This is a genomic window from Streptococcus sp. FDAARGOS_256 (assembly GCF_002289235.2).
Classification (GTDB): domain Bacteria; phylum Bacillota; class Bacilli; order Lactobacillales; family Streptococcaceae; genus Streptococcus.
In genome coordinates this window covers 780,938-797,533 of sequence record NZ_NTGM02000001.1, presented here as the reverse complement: position 1 = coordinate 797,533, position 16,596 = coordinate 780,938, and the positions used below count along the sequence as shown (strand labels likewise).

Here is a 16,596-nt window from a genome sequence, read left to right as displayed (position 1 = left end):
ACCCAACTGAGGCCTTGCATTAGCAAGGTCTTTTCTTTATCTGGTCCCCTTAAATTTAAGGAGGAAAAGTCATGAATCCCACATGTAAGAAACGTTTGGGTGCCATTCGTTTGGAAACCATGAAGGTGGTCGCACAAGAGGAAATTGCGCCAGCAATCTTTGAATTAGTCCTAGAAGGGGAAATGGTTGAAGCCATGCGAGCAGGCCAATTTCTTCATCTGCGTGTGCCTGATGATGCCCATCTCTTGCGTCGCCCTATTTCAATTTCGTCTATTGACAAGGCAAACAAGCAGTGCCACCTCATTTATCGGATTGAGGGGGCTGGGACCGCTATTTTTTCAACCTTAAGTCAGGGAGATACTCTTGATGTGATGGGACCTCAGGGAAATGGTTTTGACTTGTCTGACCTAGACGACCAGAGTCAAGTCCTCCTCGTTGGTGGGGGTATTGGTGTTCCGCCCTTGCTCGAAGTAGCCAAGGAATTGCATGCGCGTGGGGTAACAGTAGTGACAGTCCTTGGTTTTGCCAACAAGGATGCTGTTATTCTCGAAACAGAATTGGCCCAATATGGTCAGGTTTTTGTAACGACAGATGATGGTTCTTATGGTATAAAGGGAAATGTTTCTGTCGTCATCAATGACTTAGACAGTCAATTTGATGCTGTTTACTCATGTGGGGCGCCTGGAATGATGAAGTATATCAATCAAAGGTTTTATGATCATCCAAGAGCCTACCTATCTCTGGAATCCCGTATGGCTTGTGGGATGGGGGCTTGCTATGCCTGTGTTCTAAAAGTGCCAGATAGTGAGACTGTCAGCCAACGCGTCTGTGAAGATGGCCCTGTTTTCCACACAGGAACAGTTGTATTATAAGGAGAAAGTGATGACTACAAATCGTTTACAAGTTTCTCTACCGGGTTTGGATTTGAAAAATCCAATTATTCCAGCATCAGGCTGTTTTGGTTTTGGTCAGGAATATTCCAAGTACTATGATTTGGACCTTTTAGGCTCTATTATGATCAAGGCAACGACTCTAGAACCCCGTTTTGGCAATCCAACTCCTAGGGTGGCAGAAACGCCTGCAGGTATGCTCAATGCAATCGGTTTGCAAAATCCAGGTTTAGAAGCTGTTTTAGCTGAAAAGTTGCCTTGGCTGGAAAGAGAGTATCCTAGGCTTCCTATCATCGCAAATGTTGCAGGCTTTTCAAAACAAGAGTACGCTGCCGTTTCTCGAGGAATTTCTAAGGCTGCAAATGTAAAAGCTATCGAGCTTAATATCTCTTGTCCGAATGTGGATCACGGCAATCATGGACTTTTGATTGGGCAAGATCCTGACTTGGCTTATGAAGTGGTAAAGGCAGCTGTGGAAGCCTCTGATGTGCCAGTTTATGTTAAATTAACCCCTAGTGTAACGGATGTTGTCACCATCGCCAAAGCCGCAGAAGATGCAGGAGCAAGTGGCTTAACCATGATCAATACCCTTGTCGGTATGCGCTTTGACCTCAAAACTAGAAAACCAATCCTAGCCAATGGAACAGGTGGAATGTCAGGTCCAGCAGTTTTTCCAGTAGCCCTCAAACTCATCCGACAAGTCGCCCAAACAACCGACCTTCCCATCATTGGAATGGGGGGAGTGGATTCGGCTGAAGCAGCGCTAGAAATGTATCTGGCTGGAGCGTCTGCCATCGGAGTTGGAACAGCCAACTTTACCAATCCTTATGCCTGTCCTGATATCATCGAACATCTACCAAAAGTCATGGATAAATATGGCATTAGCAGTTTGGAAAATCTCCGTCAGGAAGTCAAAGCCAGTCTGAGATAAGCTAGGTCTTCCTTATCGTCAACAAGAAATAGAATCTTCATCAATTTGTAATATTTCCGTCTATTAACTATGTTACAATAGGGTTTAGAAAACGTTATTGGAGCATTTAAATGAAACGATGGAAAGTGGCCCTAGTAAGTGCTAGCTTATTGGGGTGTTTTTTTACTGTAGTGGAGACAGCAAAAGCAGAAGAGGGGACGTGGCAAGGAAAGACCTACCTCAAAGCAGACGGGAAACCAGCAACCAACCAATGGATCTATGACCAAACGTATCAGAACTGGTTTTATCTTAAAGAAGATGGTCAACGTGCAGAAAACGGTTGGTTGACTGTTGCTGGTAAGGATTACTATTTTAACGAAGCTGGAAAATTAGCTACAAAAACGTGGATTGGCCAGTACTATGTGACTGAAAGTGGTGCTAAAGCAAAGGAACAGTGGGTATTTAATCAGGAACAAGAATCCTGGTATTATCTCAAGTCTGATGGTCAGAAAGCTCAAAAAGAATGGATTCAACAAGGTCAAGAAAAATATTACCTTAAAGAAGACGGGAAAATGGCCAAAGATGAGTGGATCACTCAAGGTGAGAACCAGTACTACATCAATTCACAAGGTAAAATGCTGAAAAATGCTTGGCTTGGTAAGAGCTATATATCAGAAAATGGTAATAAGGTTAAACAAGCCTGGATTTATGATGACAACTATAGCAGTTGGTTCTACCTTCAACAAGATGGTACCTATGCTGAAAATAGGTGGTTAACTATAGATGGGAAGGACTACCATTTTAAATCAGGCGGTTATCTTTCTACTGAACGTTGGATTGATCGCTTCTATGTTGCTAAAAGTGGAGCTAAATTGAAATCGGAATGGCTCTTTGATAAGAATTATGATGCTTGGTTTTACTTGAAATCTGATGGTAGATATGCCGAAAAAGGCTGGGAAACGATCAAAGAAAAAGATTACCATTTCAAATCAGGTGGCTATCTTTCTACAGAAAGTTGGATTGAGCGTTTCTACGTTGCTAAGAGTGGTGCCAAGCTAAAATCAGAGTGGTTCTTTGATAAAAATTACCAGTCTTGGTTCTACCTAAAAGAGGACGGAACCTATGCTGAAAAAGGTTGGCAAACCATCAAAGGCAAGGATTACCATTTCAAATCTGGTGGCTACCTCTCTACGGAAACTTGGATTGACCGCAGTTATGTGACCAGCAGTGGTGTAAAAGCTGGCAAAGGTTGGCTCTTTGACAAGAACTATAACTCTTGGTTCTATATCAACTCTGATGGAAATTATGCCAATAAAGAATGGCTCTGGGATAATGGTTACTACTATCTCAAATCTGGTGGTTATATGGCTGCGAGTGAGTGGGTATGGTACAAGAACAATTGGTTCTACCTCAAGTCAAATGGAAAGATGGCTGAGAAAGAATTAATCTACGATTCATCCGACCAATCATGGTACTACCTTAAATCAGGCGGTTATATGGCAAAAAATGAAACTGTGGATGGTCATACCTTGGATGCTTCTGGTAGATGGCATGTTGCGGATAAAACCAAATATTACAAAGTTAAACCCATCACAGCCTATGTCTATAGTGCATCTGGAGAAATCTTGAGTTACATTAACCAAGGAAGCATTGTTTCACTGGATAGCTCGACGCGAAAAGGCGGCCGACTTGCAGTTTCGATTTCTGGCTTGTCTGGCTATATGAATCAAAGTGATTTGACAGCAGTAGATGAAGGAAGCGAGTTTATCCCTCATTATACTAGTGATGGGAAATTCCTTTACCATGAACTCTCTCCATACACGAGTATCAAAGTAGCTCCACACACATCTGCTATGGTTATTGGTAAGAAGTACTACTCAACTGATGGAGAGCACTTTGATGGCTTTACCATTAAAAATCCTTTCCTCTATAAAAACTTAAGAGAACCAAGTAATTATAGTGCAGCTGAATTGGATAAACTGTATTCGATGATGAACTTGCAGGATAGTCCTCTAGCAGGTAAAGGAGCGACTTTCAAAGAAGCTGAAGAACGTTATGGCGTCAATGCCCTTTACTTGATGGCCCATAGTGCCCTTGAAAGTGCTTGGGGTCGCAGTCAAATTGCCAGAGATAAGAACAACTTCTTTGGTATTGCCGCTTATGATACGAGCCCATATCTCTCAGCCAAGAGCTTTGATAATGTGGATAAAGGAATCCTTGGAGCGGCCAAGTGGATTCGTGAGAACTACATCGACTATGGCAGAGACCACCTTGGAAATAAAGCGACTGGAATGAATGTTCGCTATGCTTCTGATCCATACTGGGGTGAGAAGATTGCTAGCATCATGATGACCATTAACAGCAAACTTGGTGGGAAAGACTAATCAAAAGAAATCAACGATAACTACTGAAAAGTGGTTATCGTTTTTATTTTGGACATTGGAGGAGAAATAGTATAATAACAGCCTCTTTATTCTTGAACAATTAACAAAATGATAGTAAAATGTAATAGGAGATATTAATCTAATTACTATATAAAAAGGAGATTTTTATGAAAAAGCTACTATCCTTCTCAATTGCCTTGATTTCAATCACAACCCTAGTTGCTTGTTCTGGACATAAGGCGGAATCAAAGGTCCCAGAAGAAAAAATTGAACAGAAGCAAATCAAGTTTGATGAGAAGTTGTTTAAAGAAGCTGGACTCTTGCCTTTTAAAAATGAGAAACAACTAGAACTTGGGGAATTGGATTCTAAATCACGCGCAACGGGTGCTCATATTCAACTTAAGGACAGTGATGAGCCAACTGAGAAGAGAGAGTCCAAGTTGACTTATGATCCAGTTGGATGGCACAACTATAAATTCTTTTATGGGGATGGTAAAAAAGAAGCTTGGTTGATGAGTCGTGGTCATTTGGTTGGGTACCAATTTAGCGGATTAAATGATGAAAAGAGGAATCTGGTTCCAATGACTAACTGGCTAAATGCTGGAAATTATTCTGGAACAGATGACCAAAACCAAAGTAGCATGCTTTACTATGAAAATCGATTGGACTCTTGGTTGGCCAATCACCCAAACTATTATCTTGACTACAAGGTGACCCCAATCTATCAGAAAGATGAATTGATTCCGAGACAAATTGAATTGCAGTATGTGGGAATAGATGAAAATGGCAAACTCTTGGAAATCAAATTGGGTGGTAGTAAAGAAAAGGTTGATCAGTATTCAGTGACGCATGTTGTTTTAGACAATGTTTCAGCTAATGCGGAAATCAATTATTTGGACGGTACGGCTAAAAATACAGTTGAAGATGCAAAGATAAAAGAAGAAAAAGAAAAGGCTAAGAAGGAAGCTGAGGAAAAAGCCAAGAAAGAGGCTGAAGAAAAAGAAGCAGCTGAAAAGAAAGCAAAAGAAGAAGAGCAGGAAAAAGCTCGCCAAGCCGCACAAGAAAAGGAAGAAAGCCAGGAATCAAACTCGCAATCAACAAATTCAGGTGGCTACTTTAGAGATAAAAACGGAAGATGGCACAGACCAAATGGTAAATTCGCTTCCAAGAAAGAAATTAGAGAAGCCGGATTGCAGTGGTAGGAAGAATTTAGCAGATATACAGTCAAAAAGCCGTTGGAAAACGGTTTTTTGTTATAATTAATTGAAGAATGTAGAATTAAAGGAGAACATCATGACATTTGAAGAAATCCTGCCTGGATTAAAGGCCAAGAAAAAATATGTACGAACTGGTTGGGGAGAGGCTGAAAACTATGTCCAACTTTTTGACACCATCGAGCAAAACGGGATTGCACTTGAAGTGACGCCCTATTTCCTAATCAACGTGTCTGGAGAAGGGGAAGGTTTTTCCATGTGGAGCCCGACACCTTGTGATGTTTTGGCAACGGATTGGGTAGAAGTGCATGACTAGACGTGTATTGATTACGGGAGTGAGTTCAGGTATCGGACTTGCTCAAGCTCGCCTCTTTTTAGAGAGTGGCTATCAAGTTTATGGAGTTGACCAAGGTGAAAATCCACTCTTAGAGCGTGATTTTCACTTTTTACAGAGAGATTTGACCTTGGACTTGGAGCCAATTTTTGACTGGTGTCCTCAGGTGGATGTCTTGTGCAATACTGCTGGAGTTTTGGATGATTACAAACCCCTATTGGAACAATCAGCGCAGGAAATTCAAGAGTTTTTTGAAATCAACTATATGACTCCTGTTGAATTGACTCGGCATTATTTGACACAAATGTTGGAAAATAAAAAAGGAATCATCATCAATATGTGTTCGATTGCTTCAAGTCTAGCTGGCGGAGGTGGTCACGCCTATACCTCGTCTAAGCACGCCTTAGCTGGCTTTACCAAGCAGTTGGCTCTAGACTATGCTGAAACTGGTATTCAGGTCTTTGGGATTGCTCCAGGGGCAGTCAAGACAGCTATGACCGCTGCGGACTTTGAACCAGGTGGATTGGCGAACTGGGTGGCTAGTGAAACTCCCATCAAACGCTGGATTGAGCCAGAGGAAGTAGCAGAGATTAGCCTTTTCTTAGCAAGTGGAAAAGCGAACGCCATGCAAGGACAAATCCTGACCATTGATGGTGGCTGGTCTTTGAAGTAGGAGGAGTTGAATGGAAATCAAAAAACACTTTGGAGTCTATGCTGTTTGCTTTGAAAATGGGAAGTTACTCTGCATTGAAAAAACGAGAGGCCCTTATCAACATCGTTATGATCTACCCGGTGGTAGTCAGCAACTTGGTGAAGGATTGACGGAAACGCTGATTAGAGAAGTTATGGAAGAGACGGGATATACTGTTAGAAGCTACTCCAATCCTCGAATCTACGATGTTTTCGTCAGGGAAGAGTTAACAAATTTTACTGTTCACCATATCATGGCCTTGTATGATGTTGAGATAAACAAGAAGGAAGCTCAAGTTACTATTTCGGATGCTGTCTCTGATGGTGCGAATGATTCACTCGGATATATTTGGATGGATATTCAGAAAATCACAGAAGAAAATGCATCACCATTAGTTTTGAAGGTAAAGGCAGAGTTACGAGGATTTCCTGAATTAGAACTGACAAGCTATAAGAATTGGAAGGTAAAACATGCAAAATCAGCTAGCTCTTAGTGGCGAACAAATTGTTGAAAAAGTTTATCCCCATTTATTGCACCACGTCGGTATGATTCGTGGGGAATACTTACTGAGAGAGCTCAATCAAAATATCCTATTAGCAAGTTGTCAACAATTTGTAAAAGATTATCTAGATACCATTTGCTCCTTGTACTCAGATGAAGAGGTTTGGTATCGTTTTTCAGAGTTAACAAATACAGAAGCTAATTGTTTAGAGGGGACTAAAGAGCATTTTGATGAAAATCATCCCTTGTTTGGTTATAGAGGAACTAGGCGCTTGCTGGCGTGTCCTGATGAATTTCAGGCTGAAGCACATGTCGTTACAGAAGTTTATCAAACAAATCCCAATCTGTCTGTTATTTTTCCTTTTATCAATGATGCTGAGCAGTTAAAACAAGCTATTAGAGTATTGCGTGAGCATGGTTTTACTGGAAAAGTCGGCACAATGATTGAATTACCGTCAGCTTATTTTGACTTGGACAGGATACTGGAAACTGGTATTTCAAAGATTATAGTTGGAATGAATGATTTGACTTCTTTTGTTTTTGCGACTGTGAGAAACAGTCAATGGCATGATATGGAAAGTCCAATAATGTTAGATATGCTAAGAGATATGCAGGATAAAGCAAGGATAAAAAAGATTGACTTTGCTGTAGCAGGCTATCTGAATACTTCTTTCATACAAAAAATGAATCAGATGGGTATCAAGTGTATTATCCACTACAGTTCTATTCCAGAGATTTTTAATTTAGAGATTGATCATCCAGACCACCTCAAACGTATAAAAGAAGTAAGTAAAAAATTACAAAGGAGCAACCCATGACACCGCAAGAAATGTGGAATGACTACAAGCAAATCAACCCCTCTATCGGAGATGAGATAGATGCCTGGGCTTTTGGAGTGGAAGCAGATCTCTTGGCAGATTTGGTTTTAAAAGGCGAAAAGACAGCAACTGCCTCAGCCTACGACCTCTATGCAATAGAAGACGAACCTCTTCCACGAGAAGGAACCTTTGACATCATTTTAGATAGCCAAGATCGAGCTGTCTGCATTGTCGAAATTACTAAGGTTTCCGTTCAGCCCTTTCATCAAGTTTCTGCTGACCATGCCTATAAGGAAGGTGAGGGAGACAAATCTTTAGCCTATTGGCGTCAGGTTCATGAGGACTGTTTCGCCGAGTGGCTGAGAGAGGCAGGACTGACTTTTACACCTGACAGCAAGGTTGTTTTGGAAGAATTTCGCAAGGTCTACCCACTCTAGACTGCAGAAGGAAGAAAGTTTTGGAAATTACCGTCCAATCCTTTTTTCTAAAGCAAAACATGATATAATAAGTTTGTTTGAAGAAGAGTAAAACTCTTAAACTTAGAATAGGAGAAAACTATGCAAGCAGTTGAACATTTTATTACGCAATTTGTTCCTGAACACTATGATTTATTTTTAGACTTGAGTCGTGAGACCAAGACCTTTTCTGGGAAGGTGACCATCACTGGTCAAGCCAAGACTGACCGTATTTCCCTTCACCAAAAAGATTTGGAAATCGCTTTTGTAGAAGTTGCGGGTCAAGCTCGTCCGTTTACAGTTGACCATGACAATGAAGCCCTTCATATCGAATTGGCTGAGACTGGTCAAGTTGAATTGGTCATCGCTTTTTCAGGAAAAATCACAGACAACATGACAGGGATTTACCCTTCTTATTACACAGTTGATGGTGTCAAGAAGGAAGTCCTGTCTACTCAGTTTGAAAGCCATTTTGCGCGTGAAGCCTTCCCATGTGTGGACGAGCCTGAAGCCAAAGCAACTTTTGACCTCGCTCTACGTTTTGACCAAGCGGAAGGTGAAGTGGCCCTGTCAAACATGCCAGAAATTGATGTGGAAGACCGTAAGGAAACAGGCGTCTGGAAGTTTGAGACAACACCTCGCATGTCTTCTTACTTGTTAGCCTTTGTAGCTGGTGATTTGCAAGGGGTAACCGCTAAAACCAAGAATGGTACTCTCGTTGGTGTCTACTCAACCAAAGCCCACCCCCTATCAAACCTTGATTTCTCACTGGACATCGCCGTTCGCTCAATCGAGTTTTACGAAGATTACTACGGAGTTAAGTATCCAATTCCTCAATCGCTCCACATCGCCCTTCCTGACTTCTCAGCAGGTGCAATGGAAAACTGGGGTCTTGTGACTTACCGTGAAGTTTACTTGGTTGTGGATGAGAACTCAACCTTTGCTAGCCGTCAACAAGTTGCCCTTGTTGTGGCACATGAGTTGGCTCACCAATGGTTTGGTAACCTCGTGACTATGAAATGGTGGGATGACCTTTGGCTTAATGAAAGCTTCGCTAACATGATGGAATACGTCTGTGTGGATGCCATCGAGCCAAGTTGGAACATCTTTGAAGACTTCCAAACAGGTGGAGTTCCAGCGGCGCTTAAACGTGATGCGACTGATGGGGTTCAGTCTGTCCACGTCGAAGTCAAACACCCAGATGAAATCAACACGCTCTTTGATGGCGCTATCGTTTATGCCAAAGGAAGCCGTCTTATGCACATGCTTCGCCGTTGGCTAGGTGATGCTGATTTTGCTAAGGGTTTGCACGCTTACTTTGAAAAACACCAATACAGCAACACCATTGGTCGTCACCTTTGGGATGCTCTTGGTCAAGCATCAGGACGTGATGTCGCAGCCTTCATGGATTCTTGGTTGGAACAACCTGGTTATCCAGTTCTCACTGTCAAAGTTGAAAATGACGTCTTGAAGATTTCGCAAAAACAATTCTTTATCGGTGAGCACGAAGACAAGAACCGCCTCTGGGTAGTGCCACTCAACAGCAACTGGAAAGGTTTGCCAGACACACTTGAAACTGAAAGTATCGAAATCCCTGGCTATGCCGCTCTTCTTGCTGAAAACAAAGGAGCACTTCGCCTCAATACTGAAAATACTGCCCACTACATTACAGACTATCAAGGAGACTTGTTAGATGCTGTTCTTGCTGAGTTAGAGACACTTGATAACACAAGCAAACTGCAAATCGTTCAAGAACGTCGTTTGTTGGCTGAAGCAGGGCACATTTCTTATGCAGACTTGCTTCCAGTCCTTGATAAACTTGCTAAGGAAGAGTCTTATCTGGTGGTTTCAGCTGTTTCTCAAGTGATTTCTGCCCTTGAGCGCTTTATCGATGAAGGTACAGAAGCTGAGAAAGCCTTTAACAGTCTGGTTGCTAAATTGGCTCGTCATAACTATGACCGTCTTGGCTTTGAAGCCAAAGACGGAGAATCAGATGAGGATGAATTGGTTCGTCAGTTGGCCGTTTCTATGATGATTCGCTCCAATGATGCAGAAGCTAGTCAAGTCGCTAGCCAAATCTTTGCAGCTCACAAGGAGAACCTTGCAGGACTTCCAGCAGCCATCCGTGCACAAGTTCTTATCAATGAAATGAAACACTATGAGACCAAGGACTTGGTCGCAACTTATCTGGACCTCTACACTCATGCGACGGATGCGGTCTTCAAACGCCAGTTGGCAGCTGCTCTAGCCTACAGTACAGATGCTGACAATATCCAAACCTTGATTCGTTCATGGAAGGACAAATTTGTGGTGAAACCACAAGACCTTTCTTCATGGTACCTCCAATTCCTCGGACACCAAACAACTCAAGAAACTGTTTGGGTATGGGCGCGTGAAAACTGGGATTGGATCAAGGCAGCTCTTGGTGGGGATATGAGCTTTGATAGCTTTGTCATCTTCCCATCACACATCTTTAAAACAGAAGAACGCTTGGCTGAGTATAAGGAATTCTTTGAACCGCAACTTTCTGACCTAGCTCTTAGCCGTAATATCCGCATGGGGATCAAGGATATCGCAGCGCGTGTTGACTTGATTAAGCGTGAGAAAGCAGCAGTCGAAGCTGTTGTAGCCCAATATGGCAAGGCTTAATTCGTTCAAAATGTAAACAAAAACTCAACTTTCTATCTGAAAAGAAGAGAGAGTTGAGTTTTTTTAAGGCAATTTTGGTATAATAATCATAACAAGGAGGAGTTTCTGATGATAAAAATCTTATTAGTAGAAGATGACCTGGGCCTGTCAAACTCAGTATTTGACTTTTTGGATGATTTTGCAGATGTCATGCAGGTCTTTGATGGAGAAGAAGGTCTCTACGAAGCTGAAAGTGGCGTTTATGACTTGATTTTGCTTGACCTGATGTTGCCTGAAAAAAATGGCTTCCAAGTCTTGAAAGAATTGCGTGAAAAAGGAATTACAACCCCAGTCCTTATCATGACCGCTAAGGAAAGTTTGGATGACAAGGGACATGGTTTTGAGTTGGGTGCGGATGACTACCTCACCAAACCTTTCTATCTAGAAGAACTCAAAATGCGGATCCAAGCCCTTCTCAAACGTTCAGGTAAGTTTAACGAAAACACCTTGACCTATGGGGATATTGTCGTCAACCTTTCAACGAATGAGGTTAAGGTGGAAGACACGCCTGTGGAACTGCTCGGAAAAGAGTTTGAGTTATTGGTTTATTTCCTTCAAAATCAAAATGTTATTCTTCCTAAGACGCAAATTTTTGACCGTCTATGGGGATTTGACAGCGATACGACGATTTCCGTTGTAGAAGTCTATGTCTCAAAAGTTCGTAAGAAATTGAAGGGAACAGCCTTTGCTGAAAATCTTCAAACTTTGCGTAGTGTCGGGTATATTTTAAAAGATGTTCAATAAACTAAAAAAAACATGGTATGCGGATGATTTCAGCTATTTCATTCGAAACTTTGGAGTGTTCACCCTGATTTTCTCTGCTATGACCTTGATTATCCTTCAGGTCATGCACTCGAGTCTCTACACTTCTGTAGATGAAAAACTACAAGCCCTTAGTAGCAGTCCCCAAGCGGTTATCCAGTTAGCCCTGAATCGGGCCACCGAAGAGGTCAAGGATATTCAACCCGCAACTGCGGATGCCAGCAAGGCTGAAATCAAGCCCAATGTCAGCTCCAATACGGAAGTCTTGCTCTTTGACAAGGATTTTAACCAACTCTTACTGGGCAATCGCTTTTTAGGCTTGGACAAGATCAAGCTGGACAAAAAGGAGTTGAATCACATTCGGCAAATCCAAGTTGTCAATAGCTACGGTCAGGAAGAAACCTATCGGATGATTTTGATGGAAACCAATTCTTCCTCCGTATCAAGCAATGTCAAATATGCGGCAGTTTTAATTAATACCAGCCAGCTTGAGCAAATCAGCCAAAACCACGAGCATTTAATTGTTGTAGTCATGGCTAGTTTCTGGCTCCTATCTTTAATTGCCAGTGTTTACCTTGCCCGTGTCAGTGTCAAACCTTTGCTGGAAAGCATGCAAAAGCAGAAGTCTTTTGTTGAAAATGCCAGTCACGAACTGAGAACGCCTTTGGCTGTTTTACAAAATCGTTTAGAAAATCTCTTTCGAAAACCAGAGGCAACAATCATGGAATCCAGCGAGAGTATTGCTTCCAGTCTTGAAGAAGTTCGCAACATGCGCTTCCTCACGACCAATCTTCTCAATCTTGCACGTCGAGATGATGGAATCAAACCAGAAATAGCAGAAGTTTCTCCACAATTCTTTAAAACAACCTTTGCTAACTATGAGTTGATTGCTTCTGAAAATGATCGTATTTTTGACTATGAAAATCGGATTTATCGTCCCTTCATGACAGATCAGTTACTCCTAAAACAGCTCATGACCATCTTATTTGACAATGCCATCAAGTATACTGAAGAAGATGGGAAAATTGAGTTTGTAGTTCATGCTACAGATCGTCACCTCTATCTAACAGTAACGGATAATGGAATTGGAATCTCAGCTACTGATAAGAAGAAAATCTTTGATCGATTTTACCGTGTAGACAAGGCGAGAACCCGCCAGAAAGGTGGCTTTGGTCTTGGATTATCTTTGGCCAAGCAGATCGTAGATGCCTTACGAGGAACGATTAGCGTCAAAGATAACAAACCTAGAGGAACAATTTTTGAAGTTAAAATCGCTATCCAATCTCCTTCAAAACGTAAGAATAAATAAAAAGACAGTTAGATAACTGTCTTTTTTGATAACTAGAAAAGAGGCTGGTAGTAGTACCAACCTTTATTTTGAAAATTTTCGTTTGATTATCTTTCTTTGAAGTTGTAAAAGGGCGAAACTAAGACCCATTGCAGCAACAAATGATAAAGCTGTGTTCAATTTTAAGGCTAAAAAGATAAAACTAAAAAGTGCCATAAAAATACAGAAACAAGCGATATTTACAAAAAATAAAATCTCTTTTAGGTTAGGGCCGACTGGGGCTTCTGGTGTGTAATCTTGGTAAAGCGGAGTTTGTTTCGATTCGGGAGCTTGTTCAAACTCATAAGCTTCTAGTTTTCTTGCGGACATGATTCTCTCCTTAACAGTACATAACTATTTTATCATTTTTTATGCAGAGAATTATTACAGGATTGTTACAAAAACACTAAAGTCTCTTATCATCCTCTAAGTCGCTCTTCTTGACACCCACTAGAGAAAATGATAGCATGGATGTTACACTTAAAAACAGATGACCTAACTTTCTATATTATAAATATACTGAGAAAGGTAAGGATAACTTATATAAATTGATAGCAAGCTGAGGCTTTTTCCTAAGATGATTTGTTAAGTTGCTACCTGAATACTTTTGAAGAGTATTGATAGGAGTTGTTTTGAATGGATGATAAGACAGAGATTCTGTCTATTGGACTGGGTGGCATTCTTGCTACCTCTGGGAAATGTTAAAGGAGATAAGCATGTATCTTGCTATCAAAGAGATATTACGAAACAAACTTCGATATAGTTTGATCTTAACGACCATTTTTCTTATCGCTTTTATGGTCTTTTTTATGACCAGTCTAGCTCTTGGTCTTGTGCGAAACAACCGAGCAGCTATTGATAATTGGCAAGCGACGGGTGTCGTTTTATCCGACTACGCAAATGATAATTTGACGGCATCTTTTATTCCTGAAAAGGACTACAAGGACAAGAGTTCTGAAGAGGCTGCTCCATTGGGCTATATGTTCGCTGTAACCAATCTAGTCGATGGTAGTGAAAAGGTCAATGTTTCCATTTTTGCTCAAGACTGGGACTCTTTTATCTCTCCTAGTTTGACGGAGGGAAGGTACCCAGAAGGGGATGATGAGGTTGTCGTGGATCAGTCTTTTGAGAACTATGGGATGAAGCTAGGTGATACCATTCAGCTCAATGGAAGCGAGACAGGTTATAAGATTGTAGGCCTGACTCAAGGAAATAAATTTTTCACTGAGCCTGTTGTCTTTACGAGTCTGACGACTTATTGGATCTTACAAGGAACCTTGAAAGCCAATCGTTCCATCTCTGCCTTGGTATTGAAAAATGATATAGAAGTGGTTGGGGATGGACTGAAGCAGATTTCCATTCCAAAAATGATATCAAAAATTCCTGGTTACACACCTCAGGTTAATGTATTTTCAGGAATGATTCTTGCTATGATTGTTATCACTGGCTTGATTGTGGGGATTTTTGTTTATATCATTACCATCCAAAAACTAGGTCTTTATGGAATAATGCGGGCTCAGGGGATACAGATCAAAACCATTATATGGTCTCTGTTCTGTCAAATCTTCCTCCTAGCTGGTATGGGGATTGCTTTAGCCTTACTGGCAATCGGAGGAGTGATTTTAGTCTTACCAGCTACCTTCTTTTTCTATCCAAGTTGGATAGCCTACTCTGTCCTAAGTTTGGTAATTTCCTTGATGGCCCTTCTAGGTGGTGTCATTTCACTTCCACGCTTGCTAAAGGTGGACCCGATTACTGCGATTGCAGAGTGATAAGGAGAATAGTATGACAACATTGATAGAAATGAATCAAGTGACAAAAACTTACGGGGAAGGAAAGATGAAAGTCGTAGCCCTGCATGAGACGAATTTTCAGCTAAATGCGGGAGAGTTCGTAGCTATCGTTGGGCCCTCTGGCTCTGGAAAGACGACCTTTCTAACAACTCTAGGACAACTTCAGGAAGCATCGAGTGGAAAGATTCTAGTCAAAGGGAAGGAAACAGGCAGTTTGACGGAGAAGGAAAAAACAGATCTCCGTTTTAGAGAGTTTGGTTTCATTCTCCAGGCTTCAAACTTAATTCCTTTTCTAACGGTCAAGGAACAGCTGGATTTGATAGACAGACTAGATAAGGGAAAAAATAGTAAAAGTGACCGAAAAGAGCTGTTTGACTTGTTGGATTTGGAAAAAGTTCAAAATCATTATCCCAAAGCTCTATCGGGTGGCGAACGTCAGCGTGCCGCGATTGCTAGAGCGCTCTATAACAATCCAAGCATTGTGCTTGCAGATGAGCCGACAGCCAGTCTTGACACTGAGCGTGCCTACCAAGTAACGGAGATGCTGGCTGCCATTGCCCATGAACAAGGTAGAGGAGTTGTTATGATTACGCATGATACTCGCCTTCTTGATAAGGTTGATCGTATTTATGTCATGAACGATGGCCACCTAGTTGAAGAAACACATGCATAAAATAGAGTGAATGGTACAAGTTACTGTTCATTTTTTTGATTGGGAAAGATAGAAACAAGTTTAACTTTTTCTGAAACTCTCAGTAACCATAGCTGATTTTTGAGAAATGTGGTATAATTTTTCTTATGGAAAAGATTATCATTACAGCAACTGCTGAAAGTATTGAACAAGTTGAACAGTTACTCGAAGCTGGCGTAGACCGTATCTATGTTGGTGAGAAAGATTTTGGCCTTCGTCTGCCAACGACTTTTAGTTATGAAGACTTACGCACCATCGCTAAGTTGGTTCATGAAGCAGGCAAGGAATTGATTGTCGCGGTTAATGCCCTCATGCACCAAGATATGATGGACCGTATCAAGCCTTTCCTAGATTTCTTGGAAGAAATCAAGACAGACTATATTACTGTTGGGGATGCAGGCGTTTTTTACGTAGTCAACCGTGATGGCTATTCCTTTAAGACCATCTACGATGCTTCAACCATGGTGACAAGCAGTCGTCAGATTAACTTCTGGGGTCAAAAGGCAGGCGCCTCTGAGGCTGTTTTGGCGCGTGAAATTCCATCTGCTGAACTCTTCAAGATGCCAGAGATTTTGGAAATTCCTGCTGAAGTATTGGTTTATGGAGCTAGTGTCATTCATCATTCTAAGCGTCCGCTCTTGCAAAACTACTATAACTTCACGCACATCGATGATGAAAAGACACGTAAACGTGACCTCTTCTTAGCAGAACCGAGTGACCCTGAGAGCCATTACTCTATCTTTGAAGACAATCATGGGACCCACATTTTTGCAAATAACGACCTTGATTTGATGACCAAATTGACAGAATTGGTGGAGCATGGTTTTACTCACTGGAAGCTAGAGGGGCTCTACACACCTGGTCAGAATTTTGTAGAAATTGCTAAACTCTTTATCCAAGCACGTGGCTTGATCCAAGAGGGCAACTTTAGCCATGACCAAGCCTTCTTGTTAGATGAGGAAGTGCGCAAGTTACACCCTAAAAACCGTTTCCTCGATACAGGATTCTATGATTACGATCCTGATATGGTTAAATAGGACACCAAAACCCGAAATAAAAATGTTCGGGTTTTTCCAGTGTATCCATGAAATAAAAACGGATACATGTTATAATAAAAATAGCTCTTTAATGGAGGTGT

The 16,596-nt window shown here is 41.4% G+C and carries 16 protein-coding genes; 15 read left to right on the top strand and 1 reads right to left on the bottom strand.

From position 1 onward, the window contains the following. Positions 1-71 precede the first annotated feature (71 nt). The 12 genes from A6J84_RS04100 to A6J84_RS04045 all read left to right on the top strand — a co-directional run bounded on the left by A6J84_RS04100 (position 72) and on the right by A6J84_RS04045 (position 12,956). The gene (locus tag A6J84_RS04100; protein WP_095726096.1) at positions 72-872 is read left to right on the top strand and encodes a dihydroorotate dehydrogenase electron transfer subunit; all 801 of its coding nucleotides are present in this window, start codon (positions 72-74) and stop codon (positions 870-872) included. Continuing rightward, on the top strand, positions 835-1,821 hold the full coding sequence (locus tag A6J84_RS04095; protein ID WP_193756707.1) for a dihydroorotate dehydrogenase: 987 nt from the start codon (positions 835-837) through the stop codon (positions 1,819-1,821). The genes A6J84_RS04100 and A6J84_RS04095 overlap by 38 nt, the downstream gene beginning before the upstream one ends. 110 nt (positions 1,822-1,931) lie before the next feature. After that, the gene (locus A6J84_RS04090) at positions 1,932-4,184 is read left to right on the top strand and encodes a glucosaminidase domain-containing protein (RefSeq protein WP_095726094.1); all 2,253 of its coding nucleotides are present in this window, start codon (positions 1,932-1,934) and stop codon (positions 4,182-4,184) included. A 167-nt stretch (positions 4,185-4,351) separates the two neighbouring features. Next, positions 4,352-5,386 carry a DNA/RNA non-specific endonuclease gene (locus A6J84_RS04085; RefSeq protein WP_095726093.1) on the top strand — a complete coding sequence of 345 codons (1,035 nt, stop codon included), beginning with the start codon at positions 4,352-4,354 and terminating at the stop codon, positions 5,384-5,386. A gap of 91 nt (positions 5,387-5,477) precedes the next feature. Next, positions 5,478-5,714, top strand: coding sequence for a DUF2829 domain-containing protein (locus A6J84_RS04080; RefSeq protein WP_095726092.1), 237 nt, complete (start codon positions 5,478-5,480; stop codon positions 5,712-5,714). After that, positions 5,707-6,405 (top strand): 3-oxoacyl-ACP reductase, encoded by a 699-nt coding sequence (locus A6J84_RS04075; RefSeq protein ID WP_095726091.1) that lies wholly within the window; start codon positions 5,707-5,709, stop codon positions 6,403-6,405. The genes A6J84_RS04080 and A6J84_RS04075 overlap by 8 nt, the downstream gene beginning before the upstream one ends. Before the next feature lie 10 nt (positions 6,406-6,415). After that, positions 6,416-6,916, top strand: a complete 501-nt coding sequence (locus A6J84_RS04070; RefSeq protein WP_095726090.1) for an NUDIX hydrolase — start codon at positions 6,416-6,418, stop codon at positions 6,914-6,916. Then, the gene (locus A6J84_RS04065; RefSeq protein ID WP_095726089.1) at positions 6,894-7,742 is read left to right on the top strand and encodes a putative PEP-binding protein; all 849 of its coding nucleotides are present in this window, start codon (positions 6,894-6,896) and stop codon (positions 7,740-7,742) included. The genes A6J84_RS04070 and A6J84_RS04065 overlap by 23 nt, the downstream gene beginning before the upstream one ends. After that, on the top strand, positions 7,739-8,179 hold the full coding sequence (locus A6J84_RS04060) for an ASCH domain-containing protein (protein WP_049518538.1): 441 nt from the start codon (positions 7,739-7,741) through the stop codon (positions 8,177-8,179). The genes A6J84_RS04065 and A6J84_RS04060 overlap by 4 nt, the downstream gene beginning before the upstream one ends. 120 nt (positions 8,180-8,299) lie before the next feature. Continuing rightward, on the top strand, positions 8,300-10,846 hold the full coding sequence (locus A6J84_RS04055; protein WP_095726088.1) for a M1 family metallopeptidase: 2,547 nt from the start codon (positions 8,300-8,302) through the stop codon (positions 10,844-10,846). A gap of 108 nt (positions 10,847-10,954) precedes the next feature. Beyond that, positions 10,955-11,629, top strand: a complete 675-nt coding sequence (gene ciaR / locus A6J84_RS04050; protein ID WP_000590630.1) for a two-component system response regulator CiaR — start codon at positions 10,955-10,957, stop codon at positions 11,627-11,629. Further along, positions 11,619-12,956 (top strand): sensor histidine kinase, encoded by a 1,338-nt coding sequence (locus tag A6J84_RS04045; RefSeq protein WP_095726087.1) that lies wholly within the window; start codon positions 11,619-11,621, stop codon positions 12,954-12,956. Before ciaR ends, A6J84_RS04045 begins: the two co-directional genes overlap by 11 nt. A 63-nt stretch (positions 12,957-13,019) precedes the next feature. On the opposite strand, the gene A6J84_RS04040 is transcribed toward A6J84_RS04045, so the two are convergent. Further along, positions 13,020-13,304 (bottom strand): DUF3270 domain-containing protein, encoded by a 285-nt coding sequence (locus A6J84_RS04040; RefSeq protein WP_049479726.1) that lies wholly within the window; start codon positions 13,302-13,304, stop codon positions 13,020-13,022. A gap of 386 nt (positions 13,305-13,690) precedes the next feature. On the opposite strand from A6J84_RS04040, the gene A6J84_RS04035 reads away from it, so the two are divergent. The 3 genes from A6J84_RS04035 to A6J84_RS04025 all read left to right on the top strand — a co-directional run bounded on the left by A6J84_RS04035 (position 13,691) and on the right by A6J84_RS04025 (position 16,495). Beyond that, the gene (locus tag A6J84_RS04035; RefSeq protein ID WP_095726086.1) at positions 13,691-14,746 is read left to right on the top strand and encodes an ABC transporter permease; all 1,056 of its coding nucleotides are present in this window, start codon (positions 13,691-13,693) and stop codon (positions 14,744-14,746) included. A 13-nt stretch (positions 14,747-14,759) separates the two neighbouring features. Then, positions 14,760-15,440, top strand: coding sequence for an ABC transporter ATP-binding protein (locus A6J84_RS04030; RefSeq protein WP_000209231.1), 681 nt, complete (start codon positions 14,760-14,762; stop codon positions 15,438-15,440). A gap of 125 nt (positions 15,441-15,565) precedes the next feature. Next, a complete protein-coding gene (locus A6J84_RS04025) occupies positions 15,566-16,495 on the top strand; it encodes a peptidase U32 family protein (protein WP_084851842.1) in 930 nt (309 codons plus the stop codon). The last annotated feature ends 101 nt before the right edge of the window (positions 16,496-16,596 follow it).

Coding starts and splice junctions, on each gene's coding strand:
- A6J84_RS04100 (WP_095726096.1), top strand. CDS start 72: ATGAATCCCACATGTAAGAAACGTTTGGGTGCCATTCGTTTGGAAACC.
- A6J84_RS04095 (WP_193756707.1), top strand. CDS start 835: ATGGCCCTGTTTTCCACACAGGAACAGTTGTATTATAAGGAGAAAGTG.
- A6J84_RS04090 (WP_095726094.1), top strand. CDS start 1,932: ATGAAACGATGGAAAGTGGCCCTAGTAAGTGCTAGCTTATTGGGGTGT.
- A6J84_RS04085 (WP_095726093.1), top strand. CDS start 4,352: ATGAAAAAGCTACTATCCTTCTCAATTGCCTTGATTTCAATCACAACC.
- A6J84_RS04080 (WP_095726092.1), top strand. CDS start 5,478: ATGACATTTGAAGAAATCCTGCCTGGATTAAAGGCCAAGAAAAAATAT.
- A6J84_RS04075 (WP_095726091.1), top strand. CDS start 5,707: ATGACTAGACGTGTATTGATTACGGGAGTGAGTTCAGGTATCGGACTT.
- A6J84_RS04070 (WP_095726090.1), top strand. CDS start 6,416: ATGGAAATCAAAAAACACTTTGGAGTCTATGCTGTTTGCTTTGAAAAT.
- A6J84_RS04065 (WP_095726089.1), top strand. CDS start 6,894: ATGCAAAATCAGCTAGCTCTTAGTGGCGAACAAATTGTTGAAAAAGTT.
- A6J84_RS04060 (WP_049518538.1), top strand. CDS start 7,739: ATGACACCGCAAGAAATGTGGAATGACTACAAGCAAATCAACCCCTCT.
- A6J84_RS04055 (WP_095726088.1), top strand. CDS start 8,300: ATGCAAGCAGTTGAACATTTTATTACGCAATTTGTTCCTGAACACTAT.
- ciaR (WP_000590630.1), top strand. CDS start 10,955: ATGATAAAAATCTTATTAGTAGAAGATGACCTGGGCCTGTCAAACTCA.
- A6J84_RS04045 (WP_095726087.1), top strand. CDS start 11,619: ATGTTCAATAAACTAAAAAAAACATGGTATGCGGATGATTTCAGCTAT.
- A6J84_RS04040 (WP_049479726.1), bottom strand. CDS start 13,304: ATGTCCGCAAGAAAACTAGAAGCTTATGAGTTTGAACAAGCTCCCGAA.
- A6J84_RS04035 (WP_095726086.1), top strand. CDS start 13,691: ATGTATCTTGCTATCAAAGAGATATTACGAAACAAACTTCGATATAGT.
- A6J84_RS04030 (WP_000209231.1), top strand. CDS start 14,760: ATGACAACATTGATAGAAATGAATCAAGTGACAAAAACTTACGGGGAA.
- A6J84_RS04025 (WP_084851842.1), top strand. CDS start 15,566: ATGGAAAAGATTATCATTACAGCAACTGCTGAAAGTATTGAACAAGTT.